Annotated in this window: 15 protein-coding genes and 1 pseudogene; 12 read left to right on the plus strand and 4 right to left on the minus strand. The window is 64.1% G+C overall.

Translation table 11 applies throughout. From position 1 onward, the window contains the following. Window positions 1–350 precede the first annotated feature (350 nt). The 5 genes and pseudogenes from QTH97_RS31305 to QTH97_RS31325 all read left to right on the plus strand — a co-directional run bounded on the left by QTH97_RS31305 (window position 351) and on the right by QTH97_RS31325 (window position 5,032). The gene (locus QTH97_RS31305) at window positions 351–1,670 is read left to right on the plus strand and encodes an MFS transporter (RefSeq protein ID WP_286572489.1); all 1,320 of its coding nucleotides are present in this window, start codon (window positions 351–353) and stop codon (window positions 1,668–1,670) included. A gap of 48 nt (window positions 1,671–1,718) precedes the next feature. Then, window positions 1,719–2,747 carry a YeiH family protein gene (locus QTH97_RS31310; RefSeq protein WP_286572490.1) on the plus strand — a complete coding sequence of 343 codons (1,029 nt, stop codon included), beginning with the start codon at window positions 1,719–1,721 and terminating at the stop codon, window positions 2,745–2,747. A 33-nt stretch (window positions 2,748–2,780) separates the two neighbouring features. Beyond that, the gene (locus QTH97_RS31315) at window positions 2,781–3,245 is read left to right on the plus strand and encodes a MaoC family dehydratase (protein WP_286572491.1); all 465 of its coding nucleotides are present in this window, start codon (window positions 2,781–2,783) and stop codon (window positions 3,243–3,245) included. A gap of 427 nt (window positions 3,246–3,672) precedes the next feature. Continuing rightward, window positions 3,673–4,062 (plus strand): annotated as a pseudogene (locus tag QTH97_RS31320) (class II poly(R)-hydroxyalkanoic acid synthase); the annotation flags it as partial. 373 nt (window positions 4,063–4,435) lie between these two features. Next, the gene (locus QTH97_RS31325) at window positions 4,436–5,032 is read left to right on the plus strand and encodes an alpha/beta fold hydrolase (protein ID WP_286572492.1); all 597 of its coding nucleotides are present in this window, start codon (window positions 4,436–4,438) and stop codon (window positions 5,030–5,032) included. A gap of 56 nt (window positions 5,033–5,088) precedes the next feature. On the opposite strand, the gene QTH97_RS31330 is transcribed toward QTH97_RS31325, so the two are convergent. Continuing rightward, a complete protein-coding gene (locus QTH97_RS31330) occupies window positions 5,089–6,093 on the minus strand; it encodes an AraC family transcriptional regulator (protein WP_286572493.1) in 1,005 nt (334 codons plus the stop codon). 135 nt (window positions 6,094–6,228) lie between these two features. On the opposite strand from QTH97_RS31330, the gene QTH97_RS31335 reads away from it, so the two are divergent. From QTH97_RS31335 to phaZ, 5 genes are all read left to right on the plus strand, one after another. Then, the gene (locus QTH97_RS31335; RefSeq protein ID WP_286572494.1) at window positions 6,229–6,630 is read left to right on the plus strand and encodes a carboxymuconolactone decarboxylase family protein; all 402 of its coding nucleotides are present in this window, start codon (window positions 6,229–6,231) and stop codon (window positions 6,628–6,630) included. A 71-nt stretch (window positions 6,631–6,701) separates the two neighbouring features. Further along, window positions 6,702–7,757: a beta-keto acid cleavage family enzyme gene (locus QTH97_RS31340; protein WP_286572495.1), complete on the plus strand. Its 1,056-nt coding sequence runs from the start codon at window positions 6,702–6,704 to the stop codon at window positions 7,755–7,757. A gap of 51 nt (window positions 7,758–7,808) precedes the next feature. Further along, window positions 7,809–8,000 (plus strand): DUF1289 domain-containing protein, encoded by a 192-nt coding sequence (locus tag QTH97_RS31345; RefSeq protein ID WP_286572496.1) that lies wholly within the window; start codon window positions 7,809–7,811, stop codon window positions 7,998–8,000. A 36-nt stretch (window positions 8,001–8,036) separates the two neighbouring features. Beyond that, window positions 8,037–9,683, plus strand: a complete 1,647-nt coding sequence (locus QTH97_RS31350; RefSeq protein ID WP_286572497.1) for a fatty acid--CoA ligase — start codon at window positions 8,037–8,039, stop codon at window positions 9,681–9,683. A 29-nt stretch (window positions 9,684–9,712) separates the two neighbouring features. Beyond that, window positions 9,713–10,507, plus strand: coding sequence for a poly(3-hydroxyalkanoate) depolymerase (phaZ, locus tag QTH97_RS31355; protein ID WP_286572498.1), 795 nt, complete (start codon window positions 9,713–9,715; stop codon window positions 10,505–10,507). A 547-nt stretch (window positions 10,508–11,054) separates the two neighbouring features. Here the strand turns inward: phaZ and QTH97_RS31360 are convergent. From QTH97_RS31360 to QTH97_RS31370, 3 genes are all read right to left on the minus strand, one after another. Next, window positions 11,055–11,693 carry a 4-carboxy-4-hydroxy-2-oxoadipate aldolase/oxaloacetate decarboxylase gene (locus QTH97_RS31360; RefSeq protein WP_286572499.1) on the minus strand — a complete coding sequence of 213 codons (639 nt, stop codon included), beginning with the start codon at window positions 11,691–11,693 and terminating at the stop codon, window positions 11,055–11,057. 76 nt (window positions 11,694–11,769) lie between these two features. Then, a complete protein-coding gene (locus QTH97_RS31365; protein WP_286572500.1) occupies window positions 11,770–12,753 on the minus strand; it encodes a Bug family tripartite tricarboxylate transporter substrate binding protein in 984 nt (327 codons plus the stop codon). A gap of 48 nt (window positions 12,754–12,801) precedes the next feature. Further along, entirely contained in the window at window positions 12,802–13,473 is a 672-nt protein-coding gene (locus QTH97_RS31370; protein WP_286572501.1) for an RraA family protein, read from the minus strand. A 107-nt stretch (window positions 13,474–13,580) separates the two neighbouring features. On the opposite strand from QTH97_RS31370, the gene QTH97_RS31375 reads away from it, so the two are divergent. Both QTH97_RS31375 and QTH97_RS31380 read left to right on the plus strand, forming a co-directional pair. Then, window positions 13,581–14,477 (plus strand): LysR family transcriptional regulator, encoded by an 897-nt coding sequence (locus QTH97_RS31375; protein ID WP_286572502.1) that lies wholly within the window; start codon window positions 13,581–13,583, stop codon window positions 14,475–14,477. A 243-nt stretch (window positions 14,478–14,720) separates the two neighbouring features. Continuing rightward, window positions 14,721–15,338 (plus strand): 2-hydroxychromene-2-carboxylate isomerase, encoded by a 618-nt coding sequence (locus QTH97_RS31380; protein WP_286572503.1) that lies wholly within the window; start codon window positions 14,721–14,723, stop codon window positions 15,336–15,338. Window positions 15,339–15,492 lie beyond the last annotated feature (154 nt).

Below are 15,492 nucleotides of genomic sequence, written 5' to 3' on the forward strand. Positions count from 1 at the left end.
TTTGCATCGGCCGGTCAGATACCGTCGTTGGCACGACGCTCTTCATTGCCGGCGGCATGACGTCTACCTCGGATTCGAGACCGGGGTTTGATGGTTCTTCTCAGTGCGTCTGTGCGAGCCCTGCTCACCCTGGGCTGGCAGAAGCCCCCCGCATCGCGGCCTGCGGACTGAGGCGGTTGCGGTCACGAGCGCAGCCCTGCCAGTGGTCGATCTTCGGAATACGGCACCGCGTTGTCCCGAGAGGGTAATTCGCTGTCCCCTTGCGTCAATCGACGAGGGCCCTGCGCACAGACACTTCCTGCAAGCGAAGTTCCCGTCTCGCCCACAGAACCACCCAAGAGACAAATGCCATGAACCCCTCCTTGCCGGCCACTGCCGCCCAACCCTTCTCCGCACCTCCCGCCCGCTTGCCGCGTGTCTATGCCTGGGTGGTCTTCGGGCTCACCTTCGGCCTGATGCTGTCCGACTACCTGTCGCGGCAAGTCATCGGCGCCGTTATCCCGGCGCTCAAGGAGGAGTGGGGCTTGCTGGACTCGCAACTCGCGATGCTGGTGAGCGTGGTCTCGCTCGTCGTGGGCGTCCTGACGGTGCCAATGTCGCTGGTGGCCGACCGCTGGGGCCGGGTCAAGAGCATCACGCTCATGGCCTTCGTCTGGTGCCTGGCGACCGTCGCCTGCGGCCTGGCGCAAAGCCACGGGCAACTGCTCTGGGCGCGGGCCTTCGTGGGCCTGGGCGAGGCGGCCTACGGCGCCGCAGGCGCCGCGCTGCTCGCGCATGTGTTCCCCGCCAGGCAACGTGCCGCCGTGCTCGGCGCCTTCCTGTCGGCGAGCCTGTTCGGCTCGGTGCTCGGCGTGGTCCTCGGCGGCGCAGTCGCGGCCCATTCCGGCTGGCGCATGGCCTTCTTCGTCGTCGGCGCACCGGGCCTGCTGCTGGCCCTGATCTACCCATTCGTCGTGCGCGACTACAAGACGGTCGAGTTGACGCCCGAAGCTCCACCCGGCGGCGCTGCATTCCAGCGCCTGCGCGTGGCGCAAATCGCTCGCGAAGTGTTTGCTGCACGCTCGGGCAATTTCACCTACCTCGCCAGCGGACTGCAGATGGCGATGCCCGCCATGCTCATCGCCTGGCTGCCGACCTACTTCGGCCGCTACCACGACGTGGATGTGAAGAGGGCCGGGATGATGGCCGGCGTGGCGGTGCTGGCCTCGGGCATCGGCATGATCTTCGGCGGCAGCCTGGCGGACCGGCTCAGCCGCAACCACCCGGGTCGCCGCGCGCTAGTGCCTGCTGCCTACTCGGTGGTCTCGGCGATGGTCCTGTGCGCCGCGTTCGCCCTGCCGCCCGGCTCGCTGGGCCTGGGCCTGATCTTCCTCGGCGCCTTGTTCGCCGCCGCGCATGGCGGTTGCTCCGGCGCCATCGTCTGCGACGTCACGCACCCTGGCGTGCGCGCCACGGTGACGGCGGCGATGACCCTGGCCAACAACCTGATCGGCCTCGCACCGGGTCCGCTGATCGTCGGCGTGCTGTCGGATGTCATCGGGCTGAAGCTTGCACTGACATTGACGCCGGTGCTTGCGCTGGTCGCTGCGCTCTTCTTCGTGCTCGCCTCGCGCAGCTATGAGTCCGATGCAGCGCGCAACCGGGCCAGGGGCGCTCCGCAAGCGGCCTGAACGCGAACGGCACACCTCCTCTCCACGCCCCTTCAAGCGATTTACCCCATGAATGCATCCCTCACGCTGGCCGGATGGCGCAAGCCCGCCCGCACGAACTTCCACGGCATCCTGGTATCGGTGGTGGTGGCGGTGGCCGCCATCTCGATGGCCGAGCACTACCGCATCTCGTCGATGCTGTTCGCCTTGCTGCTCGGCATGGCACTGAACTTCCTGTCGACCGAGGGCCGCTGCGTGCCGGGCATCAAGTTCTCCGCGAGCACGCTGCTGCGCATCGGCGTGGCGCTGCTCGGCGTGCGCATCACGTTCGGGCAGATCACGGCGCTCGGCGCCATGCCGGTCGCGATGGCTGTGCTGTCGGTAGCGCTGACGATCGGCTTCGGCGTGGGACTGGCGCGCCTCATGGGCTATCGAAACAGGTTCGGCGTGCTGACCGGTGGCGCCGTGGGCATCTGCGGCGCATCGGCCGCGATGGCGATCGCCGCGGTCATCCCCCTGCAAGCCGACGACAAGCTGAAGGAACGCGCCACCATCTTCACGGTCATCGGCGTGAGCACGCTCTCGACGCTGGCGATGGTGCTCTATCCGATGATCACCACCCTGCTCGGGCTGCGCAGCCAGGAGGCGGGCGTCTTCCTCGGCGGCACGATCCACGACGTGGCGCAGGTGGTGGGCGCGGGCTACGGCATGTCGAAGGAAACCGGCGACGTGGCGACCATCGTCAAGCTGCTGCGCGTCGCGATGCTGCTGCCGGTGATCCTCGTCATCACGCTGGCCTACCGGAAGGACCATGCCGCGAGCGGCGCGACAGGCCCGAAGCCGCCACTGCTGCCCTGGTTCGTGGTGGCTTTCGCGGTGATCGTCGTCATCAACAGCATCGGCCTGATCCCGCCGGCCCTGCAGCAGGCGCTGCAGACGCTCTCGACCTGGCTGCTGGTGATCTCGATGGCCGCGATCGGCATGAAATCGCACCTGAAGGACATTGCCACCGTAGGCCTGAAGCCGATCGTGCTGATGGTGAGCGAGACGGTGTTCCTGGCGATCCTGGTCGCCGCATTCCTTATCCTGGCCCGCTGAGCCTCCGATCTTCCAACCAAATCTTCCGCTGCCATGACAACCCCTGATTTCACGCTTCAATCCCTCGCCGGCCTGGCCGGGCAACGCGTCGGCTCCTCGTCCTGGATCACACTCGACCAGACCCGCATCAACGAGTTCGCCGAGTGCACCAACGACGCGCAATGGATCCATGTCGACCGGGAACGCGCCAGGACCGAGAGCCCCTTCGGCGGCACCATCGCGCATGGCTTCCTGACCCTGTCGCTGCTCGCATCCACGGCCTTCGAGGTGCTGATCTCGCGCATGGCCGTCAAGCAGGTCGTGAACTACGGCTTGGACAAGGTCCGCTTCGTGGCGCCGGTGCGCGCGGGCAAGCGCGTGCGTAACCACGTCAGCATCGTTTCCCTGGAGGACAAGGGCCATGGCCGTCACCTGCTCACGACCGAGAACTCGATCGAAATCGAGGGCGAGGCCAAGCTGGCGCTGGTGGCGCACTCCATGGTCTTGCTGATCGCCTGACCCCGGAACAGGCACGAGGAGACCAGACATGGCCACACAGACACCAACCTCCACCCGGGCGCCCGAACCGAAGAAGGCCTCCTTGGCGAAGCCAGCGATCCAGCCCAGGCCGTCCGCGCAGCGCGGCCGTGCGCCATCCGACCCGATGGTCGCCATCCACGAACTCAATGACCTGGTGGCACGCGCCAGCGAGAACACGCTAGCGCCGAATCCGCTCCTGGAGCTGCGGGCCGGCGATCTCGCGCAAGCCGCGCAGACATTGCTCGAACTGGCCGCGACGTCGCCGGACGCGATGGCCGGCGCCATGGCCCGCTATGCAAAGGCCCTGGCACAGATCGTCCAGGGCCACTCCGAACTCGCTCCCGACCCCAAGGATCGCCGCTTCGCCGATCCCGCATGGCAAGGCAACTTCGTCTACAAGCGCCTGATGCAGAACTACCTGCTCGCGCGCAATGAATTCGACAGCCTCATCGCCGAGTCCACGCTGGGCGAGCGCGAGAAGGGGCAGGCGCAATTCCTCACGGCCCTCGTGACCGATGCGTTGGCGCCGAGCAACTGGCTGCTGGGCAACCCCGTCGCGGTGCGCAAGGCCGTCGACACCGGCGGCATGAGCCTCGTGGAAGGCGCCCGGAACCTCGTGAGCGACCTGCGGCACAACAACATGCTGCCCCGGCAGGTGGACAGCACGCCGTTCCAGATCGGCGAGAACATGGCCAGCTCGCCGGGCCAGGTGGTCTACCGCTGCGAGACCTTCGAGCTGATCCAGTACACGCCCACCACGCCGCAGGTGTATCGGCGCCCGCTGGTCATGGTGCCGCCCCAGGTCAACAAGTTCTACGCGGTCGACCTGGCGCCGGAAAAGAGCCTCGTGAAGTGGACCGTGGACAGCGGTGTGCAGATGTTCATGGTGAGCTGGCGCAATCCCACGGCCGCGCAACGCGACTGGGGCCTCGAGCACTACGCCATGGCGCTGGACGAGGCGGTGGACGTTGCGCGCGAGATCACTGGCAGCCTTGACGTGAACATGTGGGGTTCTTGTTCGGGCGGCATGACGCTGGCGGCCTATCTGGGCTGGCTTGCGGGCACAGGAAACCGCAAGGTGGCCAACGTCTCCTGGGCGGTGTGCGTGCTTGACGGCGCGCCTGGCGCGATCGCGCTCGCGCCGCAAAGGCGTGGTGGAGGGCTCCGAGATGGCGGCCATGTTCGCCTGGCTGCGACCCAACGACCTGATCTGGAACTACTGGGTCAACAACTACCTGCTCGGCAACAAGCCGCCGGCTTTCGACATCCTGGCCTGGAACGCGGACACTACGCGGCTGCCGGCCAGGTTCCACTCCGACCTGCTCGACATCATGGAGAAGAACCCCTACGTCCACGCGGGCACGATGACCATCCAGGGCGTTGTGGTCGACCTGTCGAAGGTGGACATCGGCGCCTACGTGATCGGCGGCACCACCGACCACATCACGCCGTGGAGGAGCTGCTATGCGACGGCGCGCGTGTTCGGCGACGACACCACCTTCGTGCTGGCCAACGCGGGCCACCTGCAAAGCCTGATCAACCCGCCAGGTGCGCCCAAGTCCTTCTTCTCGAGCGCGCCCAGCCGCCAGGCCGATCCCGACGACTGGGCTCGCACGGCGGTGCGCCAGGAGGGCAGCTGGTGGCCGCACTGGCGCGCGTGGATGCAGGAAAGATCGGGCGAATCGATCGCTGCGCCCGACAAGGCCGGATCGCGCGCCCATCGCCCCTTGTGCGCTGCGCCGGGCGACTACGTGATGGTGAAATGACAACGATCGAGTGTGCTGGCCGCTCCGGCCGCTCACTTGGGCGCTGCGCCGGGCGACTATGCGCGCGGCTCCGATCGGCGCCGCCGCCCGGCAACCTCCCCGAACTGCTGCTTGTACCAGCGCGAGAAGGCACTGAGCGCCGAGAAACCCAGCAACTCGGCGACCTGGGACAGCGGGCGCGTACCGTCCTCGACGTAGTGCACTGCCATCTCTCGCCGGACCATGTTCACCACGTCGGTGAAGGTCGTGCCCTCGCGCAACAGACGCCGATGCACAGTGCGCCGGTCGACGCCGAGTTGCTGCGCCACTTGGTCGATCGAGCACTCCCCCGTGGCCAACAGCACGAGCAGGATGTGGCGCACGCTGTCGACCGTGGCCATGCGACCCGATCCAGCGGTGGCTTCGAGCATCTGCCGGGCATAGCGTGCCATCACCGGATCGGCCAACGGGTTGGGTGCATCCATGTCGCGCGTGGTGCAGACCAGCCCGTTGAAGTCCTGTCCAAAGGCGACGACATAGCCGAATATGCGGATGTGCAGGCCTGGGTCCTGCGGCGGCGGATGGGTGAAGCAAACCCGGATCGGGCTCCAGTCCGGGCCCAGGAAATACTTGAGGTTGCGGTACATGACGCCGACGAGAAGCTCGGTCGCCTGCCGCGAGGAGCCCTCCTGGCCGAGGAGCAATTCTTCGCGGATCACCGCGACGCCGTCGGCCTCCTCGAGCTTCGCGTAGACAGACTCGTTGAGCAGATGGCTGTAGCGCAGCATCGCCCGCACGATGCGTCGCACCGTGGGCTCCTCCCGCGCCACCAACGCCACCACGCCGAGGTTCGAGAGCTGTCGAGTCTCGACCATGCGCAGCCCGAAGTTGTCCATTCTGCTGACAGTTGCCGAGGCCTCGAGCAGGCGCCGCACCGCGTCGCTCGGGATCCGCAGGTCGGGGTCGTGCAAGCAGGCCGGATTGAGGCCCACATCGGCGAGCAGGGCCAGCGGATCGAGTCCGGCCGCACGCGCAACGTCGGCGTAGTTGGTCAGGCTGGCACTGCGAACGAGATTCGTCATTGGTGGGTCCGTTGCGTCCCCGAAGGTTAAACGAATGTCACCGCAGGTCAATTGCCGAATGTCCGCTCCAGGAACAATCAAGGCACTCGATACAGCCGCCTGAATGCCGCGGCAACAACCCAGGAGACAAGACTCATGCAAGCACACGACAACGCCCGCTCGACCACCCCGGTCTGCGACCGCATGCGCAACACCGGCAACTGGAATCCCGCCTGGGATGCCTTTGCCACGCTCGACGCGCAATGGACGGAGAAATTCATGGCCATGGGCGTCGCGCCCATGGTGTCGGGCGTGCTCGACGCCAAGACCGTCGAATTCATCGCGATCGCCGTGGACGCCTCGTGCACCCACATGCACGGCCCGGGCGTGCGCCGCCACATCCGCAAGGCTCTCGAACTCGGTGCCACGAAGGAAGAGATCAACGCGGTGCTGCAGTGCGTGAGTGTGCTGGGCATCCACACGATGAGCCTGGGCGCACCGATCCTGCTCGAAGAATCCGCTGCACACGCCGAGCGCAATGGCGAGACCGTCGGCTGAAACGCACCACTCCACCCCCCCAACCCCACCCCCCACCTGAAACCCCACCCGAACCCTTTCCGGAGACAACCATGCACTTCCTCGACGATTCCCTCTTGCCTGAAAACCAGCAAAAGCTCGTGATCCAGGTCGCGCCCTACGGACCCCAATGGGCCGCCGGCGACTCCGACGACATCCCCGTCACGATGGACCAGCAGGTGCAAAAGGCAGTCGACTGCTGGAACGCCGGCGCCACCGTACTGCACGTGCACGTGCGCGAAGACGACGGCAAGGGCAGCAAGCGCCTGTCCAAGTTCAACGAGATGCTGGCACGCCTGCGCGAAGCGGTGCCGCAGATGATCCTGCAGGTCGGCGGCTCGATCTCGTTTGCCCCCGAGAGCGACGGCCAGGCCGCCAAGTGGCTGAGCGACGACACGCGCCACATGCTGGCCGAGCTCGATCCCAAGCCCGACCAGGTGACGGTGGCCGTGAACACCCAGCAGATGAACGTGATGGAGCTGATGACCGCGGCCGACGTGGCGGGCACCACGCTGGCCAACCCGGTGGTGCAGGCGGCCTACCGCGACATGATCGTGCCGTCCAACCCGTCGTGGTACGAGGAGCACATCCGACGCCTGGTGGCCAGCGGCATCCAGCCACACTTCATGCTGGGCAACCTGACCGGCCTTGAAAGCTTGCTGCGCATGGTGCGCCGCGGCGTCTACAGCGGCCCGCTGAACATCAACTACGTGGCCATCGGCGGCGGCTCGGCGGGCCTGCATCCGGCCGACATGCTGGAGTTCGCACGCCGCACGCCCGACGGCGCGGTGCTCACGCTGGAGACGCTGAACCGTCACATCTACCCGATGAACACGATGGCCATCGCGCTGGGCATGCACGTGCGCGTGGGCATCGAGGACACGCTGTTCGGCCCGCACGGCGAGCGCATGAGCTCCGTGCAGCAGATCGAGATGGTGGTGCGCCAGGCGCGCGAGCTGCGCCGTGAAGTGGCCACTGGCGAAGAGGCGCGCAGCATCTTCGGCATCGGCCAGTCCTGGGGCAACGCCGATGAGGCGCTGGCCCGCCTGGGCATGCCGCCCAACCGTGCCCAGGGCCAGCGCGGCGTGCCCGTGCGCCTCGCGGCCTGAGCTGGGACTCCCTGCGGACCACTTCGCCAATCTCTCTTTCGGCACACCGCGATGAGCCAGAACCATCCTATTGCAGACCCCTGCATCAACATCTGCCGAATGGACCAGGGCGGGAAGCTCTGCCAGGGATGCAAGAGGACCGCGCTGGAGATCGGCGCCTGGCCGCGAATGACAGAGCCGCAGAAGGCCCAGGTGCTTGGCTTGATCGAACAGCGCATGAACGCGTCGCACCGCGCCATTTGAACGACAGCCAAATCCCTGACAAGAACGGAGACAAGAATGCAACCCAACCTCATCACCGCCACGCCGTCGGCGTACACCTACCCGTTGCTCATCAAGCAATTGCTGGTCAACTCGCTGAGCCTTCACGGCGATCAGGAAATCAGCTATCGCGGCGAGATGCGCTACACCTTCCGCGACTTCCGCCAGCGCATCGGGCAGCTCGCGTCAGCCTTGAGCACGCTCGGCGCGCGCCACGGCACGACGGTGGCCGTCATGGACTGGGACAGCCACCGCTACCTGGAGAGCTACTTCGGCATCCCGATGATGGGCGCCACGCTGTTCACGGTGAACGTGCGCCTGTCGCCGCAACAGATCCTCTACACGCTCAACGACTCGGACGCCGAGATCGTGCTGGTGCATGCGGACTTCGTGCCCATGCTGGAGAAGATAAGGGATGGCCTCAAGGGCGTGCGCCAGATCGTGGTGATGGCCGACGGCCAGGCCGTGCCGCCCACGGAACTGCCATTGGCCGGCGAGTACGAAGCGTTGCTCGGGCAGGCCTCGCCCGGGTTCGAATTCCGCGACTTCGATGAACAGACCAAGGCCGCGACCTTCTACACCACCGGGACCACCGGCGACCCCAAGGGCGTGAGCTACAGCCACCGCGACATCGTCCTGCACGCGCTGGTCGCGGCCACGAGCCTGGGTGCGCAGAAGGAAGGCCAGCGCCTGCACCGCGAGGACGTCTACATGCCGATCACGCCGATGTTCCACGTGCTGGCCTGGGGCCTGCCCTACGTTGCCGTGATGCTCGGCCTCAAGACGGTGCTGCCTGGCCGCTACGCGCCGGACTTGCTGTTAAAACTGCGCCATTCGGAGAAGGTCACCTTCTCGCATTGCGTGCCGACCATCCTGCAGATGCTGTTGCAGGGGTCCCAGGACGGGAAGCAGGACCTGTCGGGCTGGAAGATGATCATCGGCGGCTCAGCGCTCTCGCCCATCCTGTGCGAAGCGGCGCTCGACCGCGGGATCGACGTGTTCGCTGGCTATGGCATGTCCGAGACCGGGCCGATCGTGTCGCTGGCACAGCTGCCGCCCGGTTTCGATTCGACGGATCGGCGCGACGAGGTGCGCATGCGATGCTCGGCGGGCCGGCCCGTGCCGCTGGTCGACTTCCGCGCCGTTGACGACGAGTTGCGCGACATGCCGCGCGACGGCCAGGGCCAAGGCGAGATCGTCCTGCGGGCACCATTTCTCACGCAGAGCTACTTCAAGAAGCCCGAGGCGTCCGAGGAGCTGTGGGTGGGAGGCTACCTGCACACGCAGGACATCGCCGTCATGACGTCGGACGGGTTCGTCCAGATCGTCGATCGGATCAAGGACGTGATCAAGACCGGTGGCGAGTGGGTGTCCTCGATCGAGGTGGAGGGCCTGATCGCCGAAGTTCCTGGCGTGCACGAGTGCGCCGTGATCGGCGTGCGCGACGAGAAGTGGGGCGAGCGCCCCATGGCGTTTGTCATCCGCACACCGGGCATGGCGGTCGAGCCAGGTGCGATTCGAGAGCGCCTTCTGGGGCATGTCGACTCGAAGCGAATCAGCAAGTTCGCAGTTCCGGAATCCGACCGCATCGCCTTTGTTTCCGAGATCCCAAAGACAAGTGTGGGCAAGATCAACAAGAAGGCTTTGCGCGAGCTTTCGGCTTGAGTTCATCAATGAACACGTTTGCAATCGAGATGATGGATCTGGGCACCGCCGCCGATCCTTTGCCTGTGCGCGTCGGTCGGCAGGCGGGCAACGGCAAGGGCGTGCCTCTGCTGATGTTCAACGGCATCGGCGGCAACATCGAGCTGCTCGCGCCGCTGGCTGAAAAGATGCCGGAGCGAGAGATCGTCATCTTCGACATTCCCGGTGTCGGTGAATCGCAATTGCCGAAGGGGCCATATCGGCTCTGTGGCATTGCGCGGATGGCCACGCAGATTCTGGATCGCTTTCGGATCGGGCAGGCGGATGTGCTGGGCGTCTCCTGGGGCGGCGCCGCCGCACAGGAGTTCGCAAACCGCTTCAGCGACCGCTGCCGTCGGCTCGTTCTCTGCGCAACCGCCGCTGGCCTAGCCATGATTCCGGCCAGCCCCACCGTGTTGTGGAAGATGGCAACTTCAAGGCGCTATACCGACGCAAAGTACTCGCGCAGCATCAGCGGCGACATCTATGGCGGCGACTTCCGGGCCCATCCGTCGTCGGCCACTGAGCTGTTTCGGCACATCAAATGGCAGTCGAAGCTCGGCTACTACCTGCAGCTCGTTGCGATCGCGGGCTGGACCAGCATCCATTGGCTACCTGGCCTCCGCCAGCCCACGCTGCTGATGGCAGGAGCCGACGATCCCTTGGTACCGTTGGCCAACGCAAAGCTGATGCGCATGCTGATCCGGCATTCGGAGCTCAAGGTCTTCGATTGCGGCCACTTGTTTCTGTTGACCCGCCCCGACGATTCCGTCGCGGCCATCCGCGCGTTTCTCGACAAGTCTTGAGAGCAACTTCCTTCTCGGAAAGAGCCGGCGGCGAGTACGTCTTGCGAAGTTAGCCCGCGGCGCTGGCGTCTCGAAACGGAAGGGCGACAGCAAAAGGCAAAAAACTTCGGACGGACACAACCTCGCGTGAGACATGTTCTCCAACTTTCAAGGACGCCTAGCGCGTCAGTTCATGCCGGCAACGACGTCCCCCGCACCCCTTCATCTTCGGGAAGTTCTGGCGACAGAAGATCAACCTTGAGCTTCGGTGAGCCCCGGCTCGCTTGGGCGCGCCCTGGGATGCTGGCCGAACGGCCGGACGACGGCTTCGCAGCGAAAGCGGCCGAAGGGGAGGGCAGGCCGGATCTACGGCTTCGTGCCCGTTGCAGACATCTGCGTGAGCTTGTTGAACTGGAGCAACCTGCCATGACCGGTCAGTCGCGGACCGGTCTGCAAAGGCGGCTATCTATTGCAAAGCGGTACTTGAGCGGCAAGAGTGCTGAGAATTCGATGCCACAAATCACGGCGAGGTTCTCGCGCACGTCGCCACGCCGGACAGGCTGCTCCGTCAAACAAGCCCAAAACGCTTGAGCGTGTCCGTCAGGTTGAGCAAGTCGACAGTCATCGCCCCCTCTTCGATGGCCCGGCGTTGCCCAGCCTCTTTTTCTTCGCGCGCCAAGCTGCTGGCGATCGCGGATTCGACTTCGTCTTTCGGGACCACGGCGACGCCGTCGCGATCGCCGACGACGATGTCACCGGGGTGGATGCGTACGTCGCCCATGGTGACGGGGACGTTGATACTTCCGGGTTGATTCTTGCCGGTTCCCTTGATCGACAATCCGCGGCAAAACACCGGGAATGCCAGTTCAATGATGAGGTTGGCATCGCGCACGCAGCCGTTGATGACGAGGCCGGCGATGCCAATCTTCCGGGCCTGGATCGTAAGGACGTCGCCCCAAGGCCCGGCTTCCATGAACCCCTTGGCATCGACCACGAGCACGTCGCCCGGCTTCGCCTTCTGCACCGCATAGTGCAGCATCAGGTTGTCCGCTGGCCGGCAGTCGACGGTGAAGGCGGGGCCGGCGAGGCGCATCGTCGGATCGATGGGCTTCATGCCGTGGTCGAGCGCGCCCTTGGCGCCTTGCGCCTCATAGACGGTCGCTGCGCCGAGGTCGCGCAGCTGAGTGATTTGTTCGGACGTAGCCAAGAGATCTCCAGCAAAGTATTGGGTTGGATGGGCGCACCGGCTGTGCAAGTGCAGCCGGTGCATAAGTGGGTATCGATCAGTCGACCTTTGCACCAGAGCGCTTCACCAGCGATTCCCAGTAAGGAAGTTCCTTGGCGATGAACTGGTTGAACTGCTCGGCACTTCCCGCGACGTCTCGGGAGCCCATGTCGGCGAGACTCTTCGACACTTCGGGGCTCTTGAGGACCTTGACCAGGTCGCGGTTCAAGCGCTCGGTCAGCGCCGCCGGTGTCTTGGCAGGCGCCAAGATGCCGTACCAGTTCTCGACCACGAAGTTGTCATAACCGAGCTCCTTCATCGTGGGCACGTTCGGAAGATTCTTCGAGCGCGCGCTGCCGGTCGTCGCAAGCGCCCGGATGCGCCCGCCGCCGCTCAACTGCGAAGCGATTGCGGTGGTCGTTTCAAACGCAACCGGCACTTGTCCGGCAATCACGTCCTGAAGCGCTGGCCCCTGGCCGCGGTAGGGAATGTGGGTCATGTCCACCTTCATCTCGAGCTTCAGCATTTCTCCCATCAGGTGTTGCGGGCTGCCGCTACCGCCGGAGGCAAAGCTGTACTTGCCGGGCGCAGCCTTGATCGCCGCACTGAGCTGGTCAACCGTCTTTGCGGATTCGGCCGCATTGACATAGAGCACCAATGGCACCGAAGCGACCTCGACGATTGGCGTGAGCGACTTCACCGGATCGAGACGCAGCTTGTAAAGGTTGCGATTGATGACGATCCCGGTGTTGTTGCCCAACAGCAGTGTGCAACCGTCCGGCGGAGCGGCTGAAACGAACTCGGTGCCAATGTTGCTGCTCGCGCCGCCCTTGTTGTCCACGATGACTGTGGTGCCGAGTTCCTTTGCCAAGCCGGGCGCGACCAGCCGCGCAAGGATGTCTGTCGTGCCGCCGGGCGGATAGGGCGAGACGAGCTTCACCACCTTGCAGGGGTACGTGTCTTGCGCCAGCGCGCCGCAGGCGGCAGCAGACGCCGCCAGACTGAATGCGGCTGAGCGAAAGAATTTGATGGTTGTGTTCATGAGTTGTCTCCGGTTCGTTTGATTGGTGTCGCGGTGAGCGCCAGCCGCTCAGGCCGCGAGGGTCGTCGCCGACCGCTGCAGCGTGTGATAGCCATACTTCTTCCTGGCCTCGGCCAATGGCATGCCAGCTAGCGCAGCCTCCAGGATCTGTGCCTCGATGACACGCGTTTCGAGGGCCTTGGTCAGCACTTCCTGCATGCGCAGACGAGGTACCACCACGACACCGTCGGCGTCGCCGATTACCAGGTCGCCTTGGCACACGCGAACGTCACCCAGCATCACCGGTTGCTCGTATGCTTCGACCTGGACGCGGTCCTTGCCGGTACGCATGAACTTGCCGCAGGCATAGAGCGGGTAGCCCGCTTCGTCGGCCTCTGCTGTGTCACGGCAAACTCCGTTTACGACGGTGCCACTGATGCGTTTTTGCGCGGCCAACTGGCTCAAGATGCCACCCCAAACTGTGCAGTCCAGCCTGCCTCCGTTGTCCATCACTGCGACGCTGCCTGGCTCCAGCCGGTCGATGAAATCACCCACGGTGCCTGGTTGAGAGTGGTCGATCGCAGCGAAGCGAACCGTGAAGGCCTGTCCGAAAAGCTTGGACGGTCCCGCGATGGGTCGAACGCCAAAGGCGCTACCAGGCAGATTGAAGAAGTCCAGCGCATCAGACACCTCAGCCGTCGACAGGGATCGGCTCTGGGAAAGCCATTGCGGCTCGTTCACATTGAAAGTCAAGTTCGTCTCCGAGGGGTGGTGAAGGAACAGACTCGATGTTCAGTGAACGAAACCAGTAACACAACCAACCTCTTTTGACCATAAGATCAGTATTTATGAACTTGAAGTCGCTGCGGTATTTCTGTGAGGTGGTCGATGCGAACAGCGCGAGCTCGGCGGCCAGTCGACTGCACGTGGTGCCGACGGCGGTGAGCATGCAGATCGCGCAACTCGAAGAGCTTCTTGGAAGCAAGCTGTTCGACCGTTCGACGCGCCCAATGAAGTTGACGCCGCTTGGGCGATTTCTTTATCCGAAAGCTAAGCTCCTGCTGTCCGATTCGCAGCGCATGCTGGAAGAAGCGAAAGACCTATCGCTGGGTCGATCCGGATGGCTGAGCATTGGCTTCACACGCTCCACGATCTTCTCGGTCTTGCCGAACGCTGTGCGCAGCTTGAGCGCGAGTGCGCCAAAAGTGCGAATCGATCTGACCGAGATCCTCACGGAACATCAGGGCGAAGCATTGCGCAGCGGGTCAATTCACGTCGGGCTGGCCCGCACGATTGGCCCCTTCAGCCCTGATGAAGACTTGGAATGCGTGCCCTTGTTCACCGACCAGCTGCTTGTGGCGTTGCCGTCGGAGAACACGCTCGCTCGACGCAAGGTCCTCAAGCCAAGGGACCTTGGCCAGATGTCCTTCATAAGCTACCCCAAAGACCCCAACAGCAGCTTTGCACGGCACACAATTCAGGCGCTGGAGCAGGCTGGCGTTAAACCTCGCGTGGCGTATGAAGCGAAGGAGATCCACACGGCGCTGTGTCTCGTGGCTGCCGGACTGGGGTTTGCGCTGGTCGGCAAATCGGTGGCGGACAACAACCGGAGCGATGTCCGATTTCTCCCCCTCAGCGGTGTCAAGATGACAGCAAACGTCTTCGCGATGCACCTGAAAGGTGCCCGACACCAACTCGTTGACTCCTTTCTTGACATCGCGCGGTTGCAATCGATGGCAAGGTAGCAGCGTTCGTGGCGCCAGATGGACACGGCAGGAGCGCGCAAAGCGGAGCACGAGGCAAGAGCCTCAGGCCGTCAGCCGACGAATGATCGCTCCCCGACGACTGTAGCTGTCGCCTTCAGGGAACTTCGGCCCTGGGGCCGGGGAGATCGGATGCTGCGGCGCTCGAACCTGCGAATACTGCGAAAGGTGGCACCCTGTGCCATGTGCTTCTAGGCCCACGCCAGTCAGCGAAATGGAGCAAGGATGGCCCCCATTGCAGCACCCTCAGTGATGGAGTTCTGGTACGACTTTGCCAGTCCCTATTCATACATTGCTGCTGCGAGAATCGAGCGCCTGACATCGGACACGTCGGTTTCCATTGAGTGGAGGCCCTTTCTGCTCGGTCCGATATTTAAACGACGATCAGGTGGCGTTAGTGCGTTTCAGAATCCTGATCCTTCCGAACGGCGTTATCGCCGGCGGGACGTCGAGCGACTCTGCGAACGCTACGGACTGCCGTTGCAATGGCCATCGGTTTATCCGCGTGGGAGCCTTCTAGCGACAAGGGTGGCGCTGCTGGCAGCGGACGAGGGGTGGTGCAGTGAGTTCACGCTTACCGTTTTCCGCGCCAGCTTTTGCCAGGATAGGGACATTGGTTCGCAGGCAGTTGTGCAAGAGCTATTGGAGGCCCTCGGCAAGGACGCGGCGACGATCTTGGTCGAGGCGGGTTCCGATTTCGTCAAGGGTCGTTTGGCGGCGCAAGTCGAGACCGCAATTGCTCAAGAGATCTTTGGCGCCCCAAGTTTCGTGACCAAGGGCGAACTTTTTTGGGGAAGTGATCGTCTCGAACAAGCCATCGAATGGTGCGCTAGCACGGTTTAGTGCTCCTAACAAGAGCGCTTAGCCTAGTATCACCTTAAATATACCGATATTAGAATGTACGTACATTACAACATATCGGTCGATGAAACACTTTTTGGTTGCTCTCAGGCCAACTCTTTCTCGCCTTGATGCGTCGTGGACGCCCACAGCTTGG

This window comes from Variovorax gracilis, assembly GCF_030317115.1.
GTDB classification, from domain to species: Bacteria; Pseudomonadota; Gammaproteobacteria; order Burkholderiales; family Burkholderiaceae_C; genus Variovorax; species Variovorax gracilis.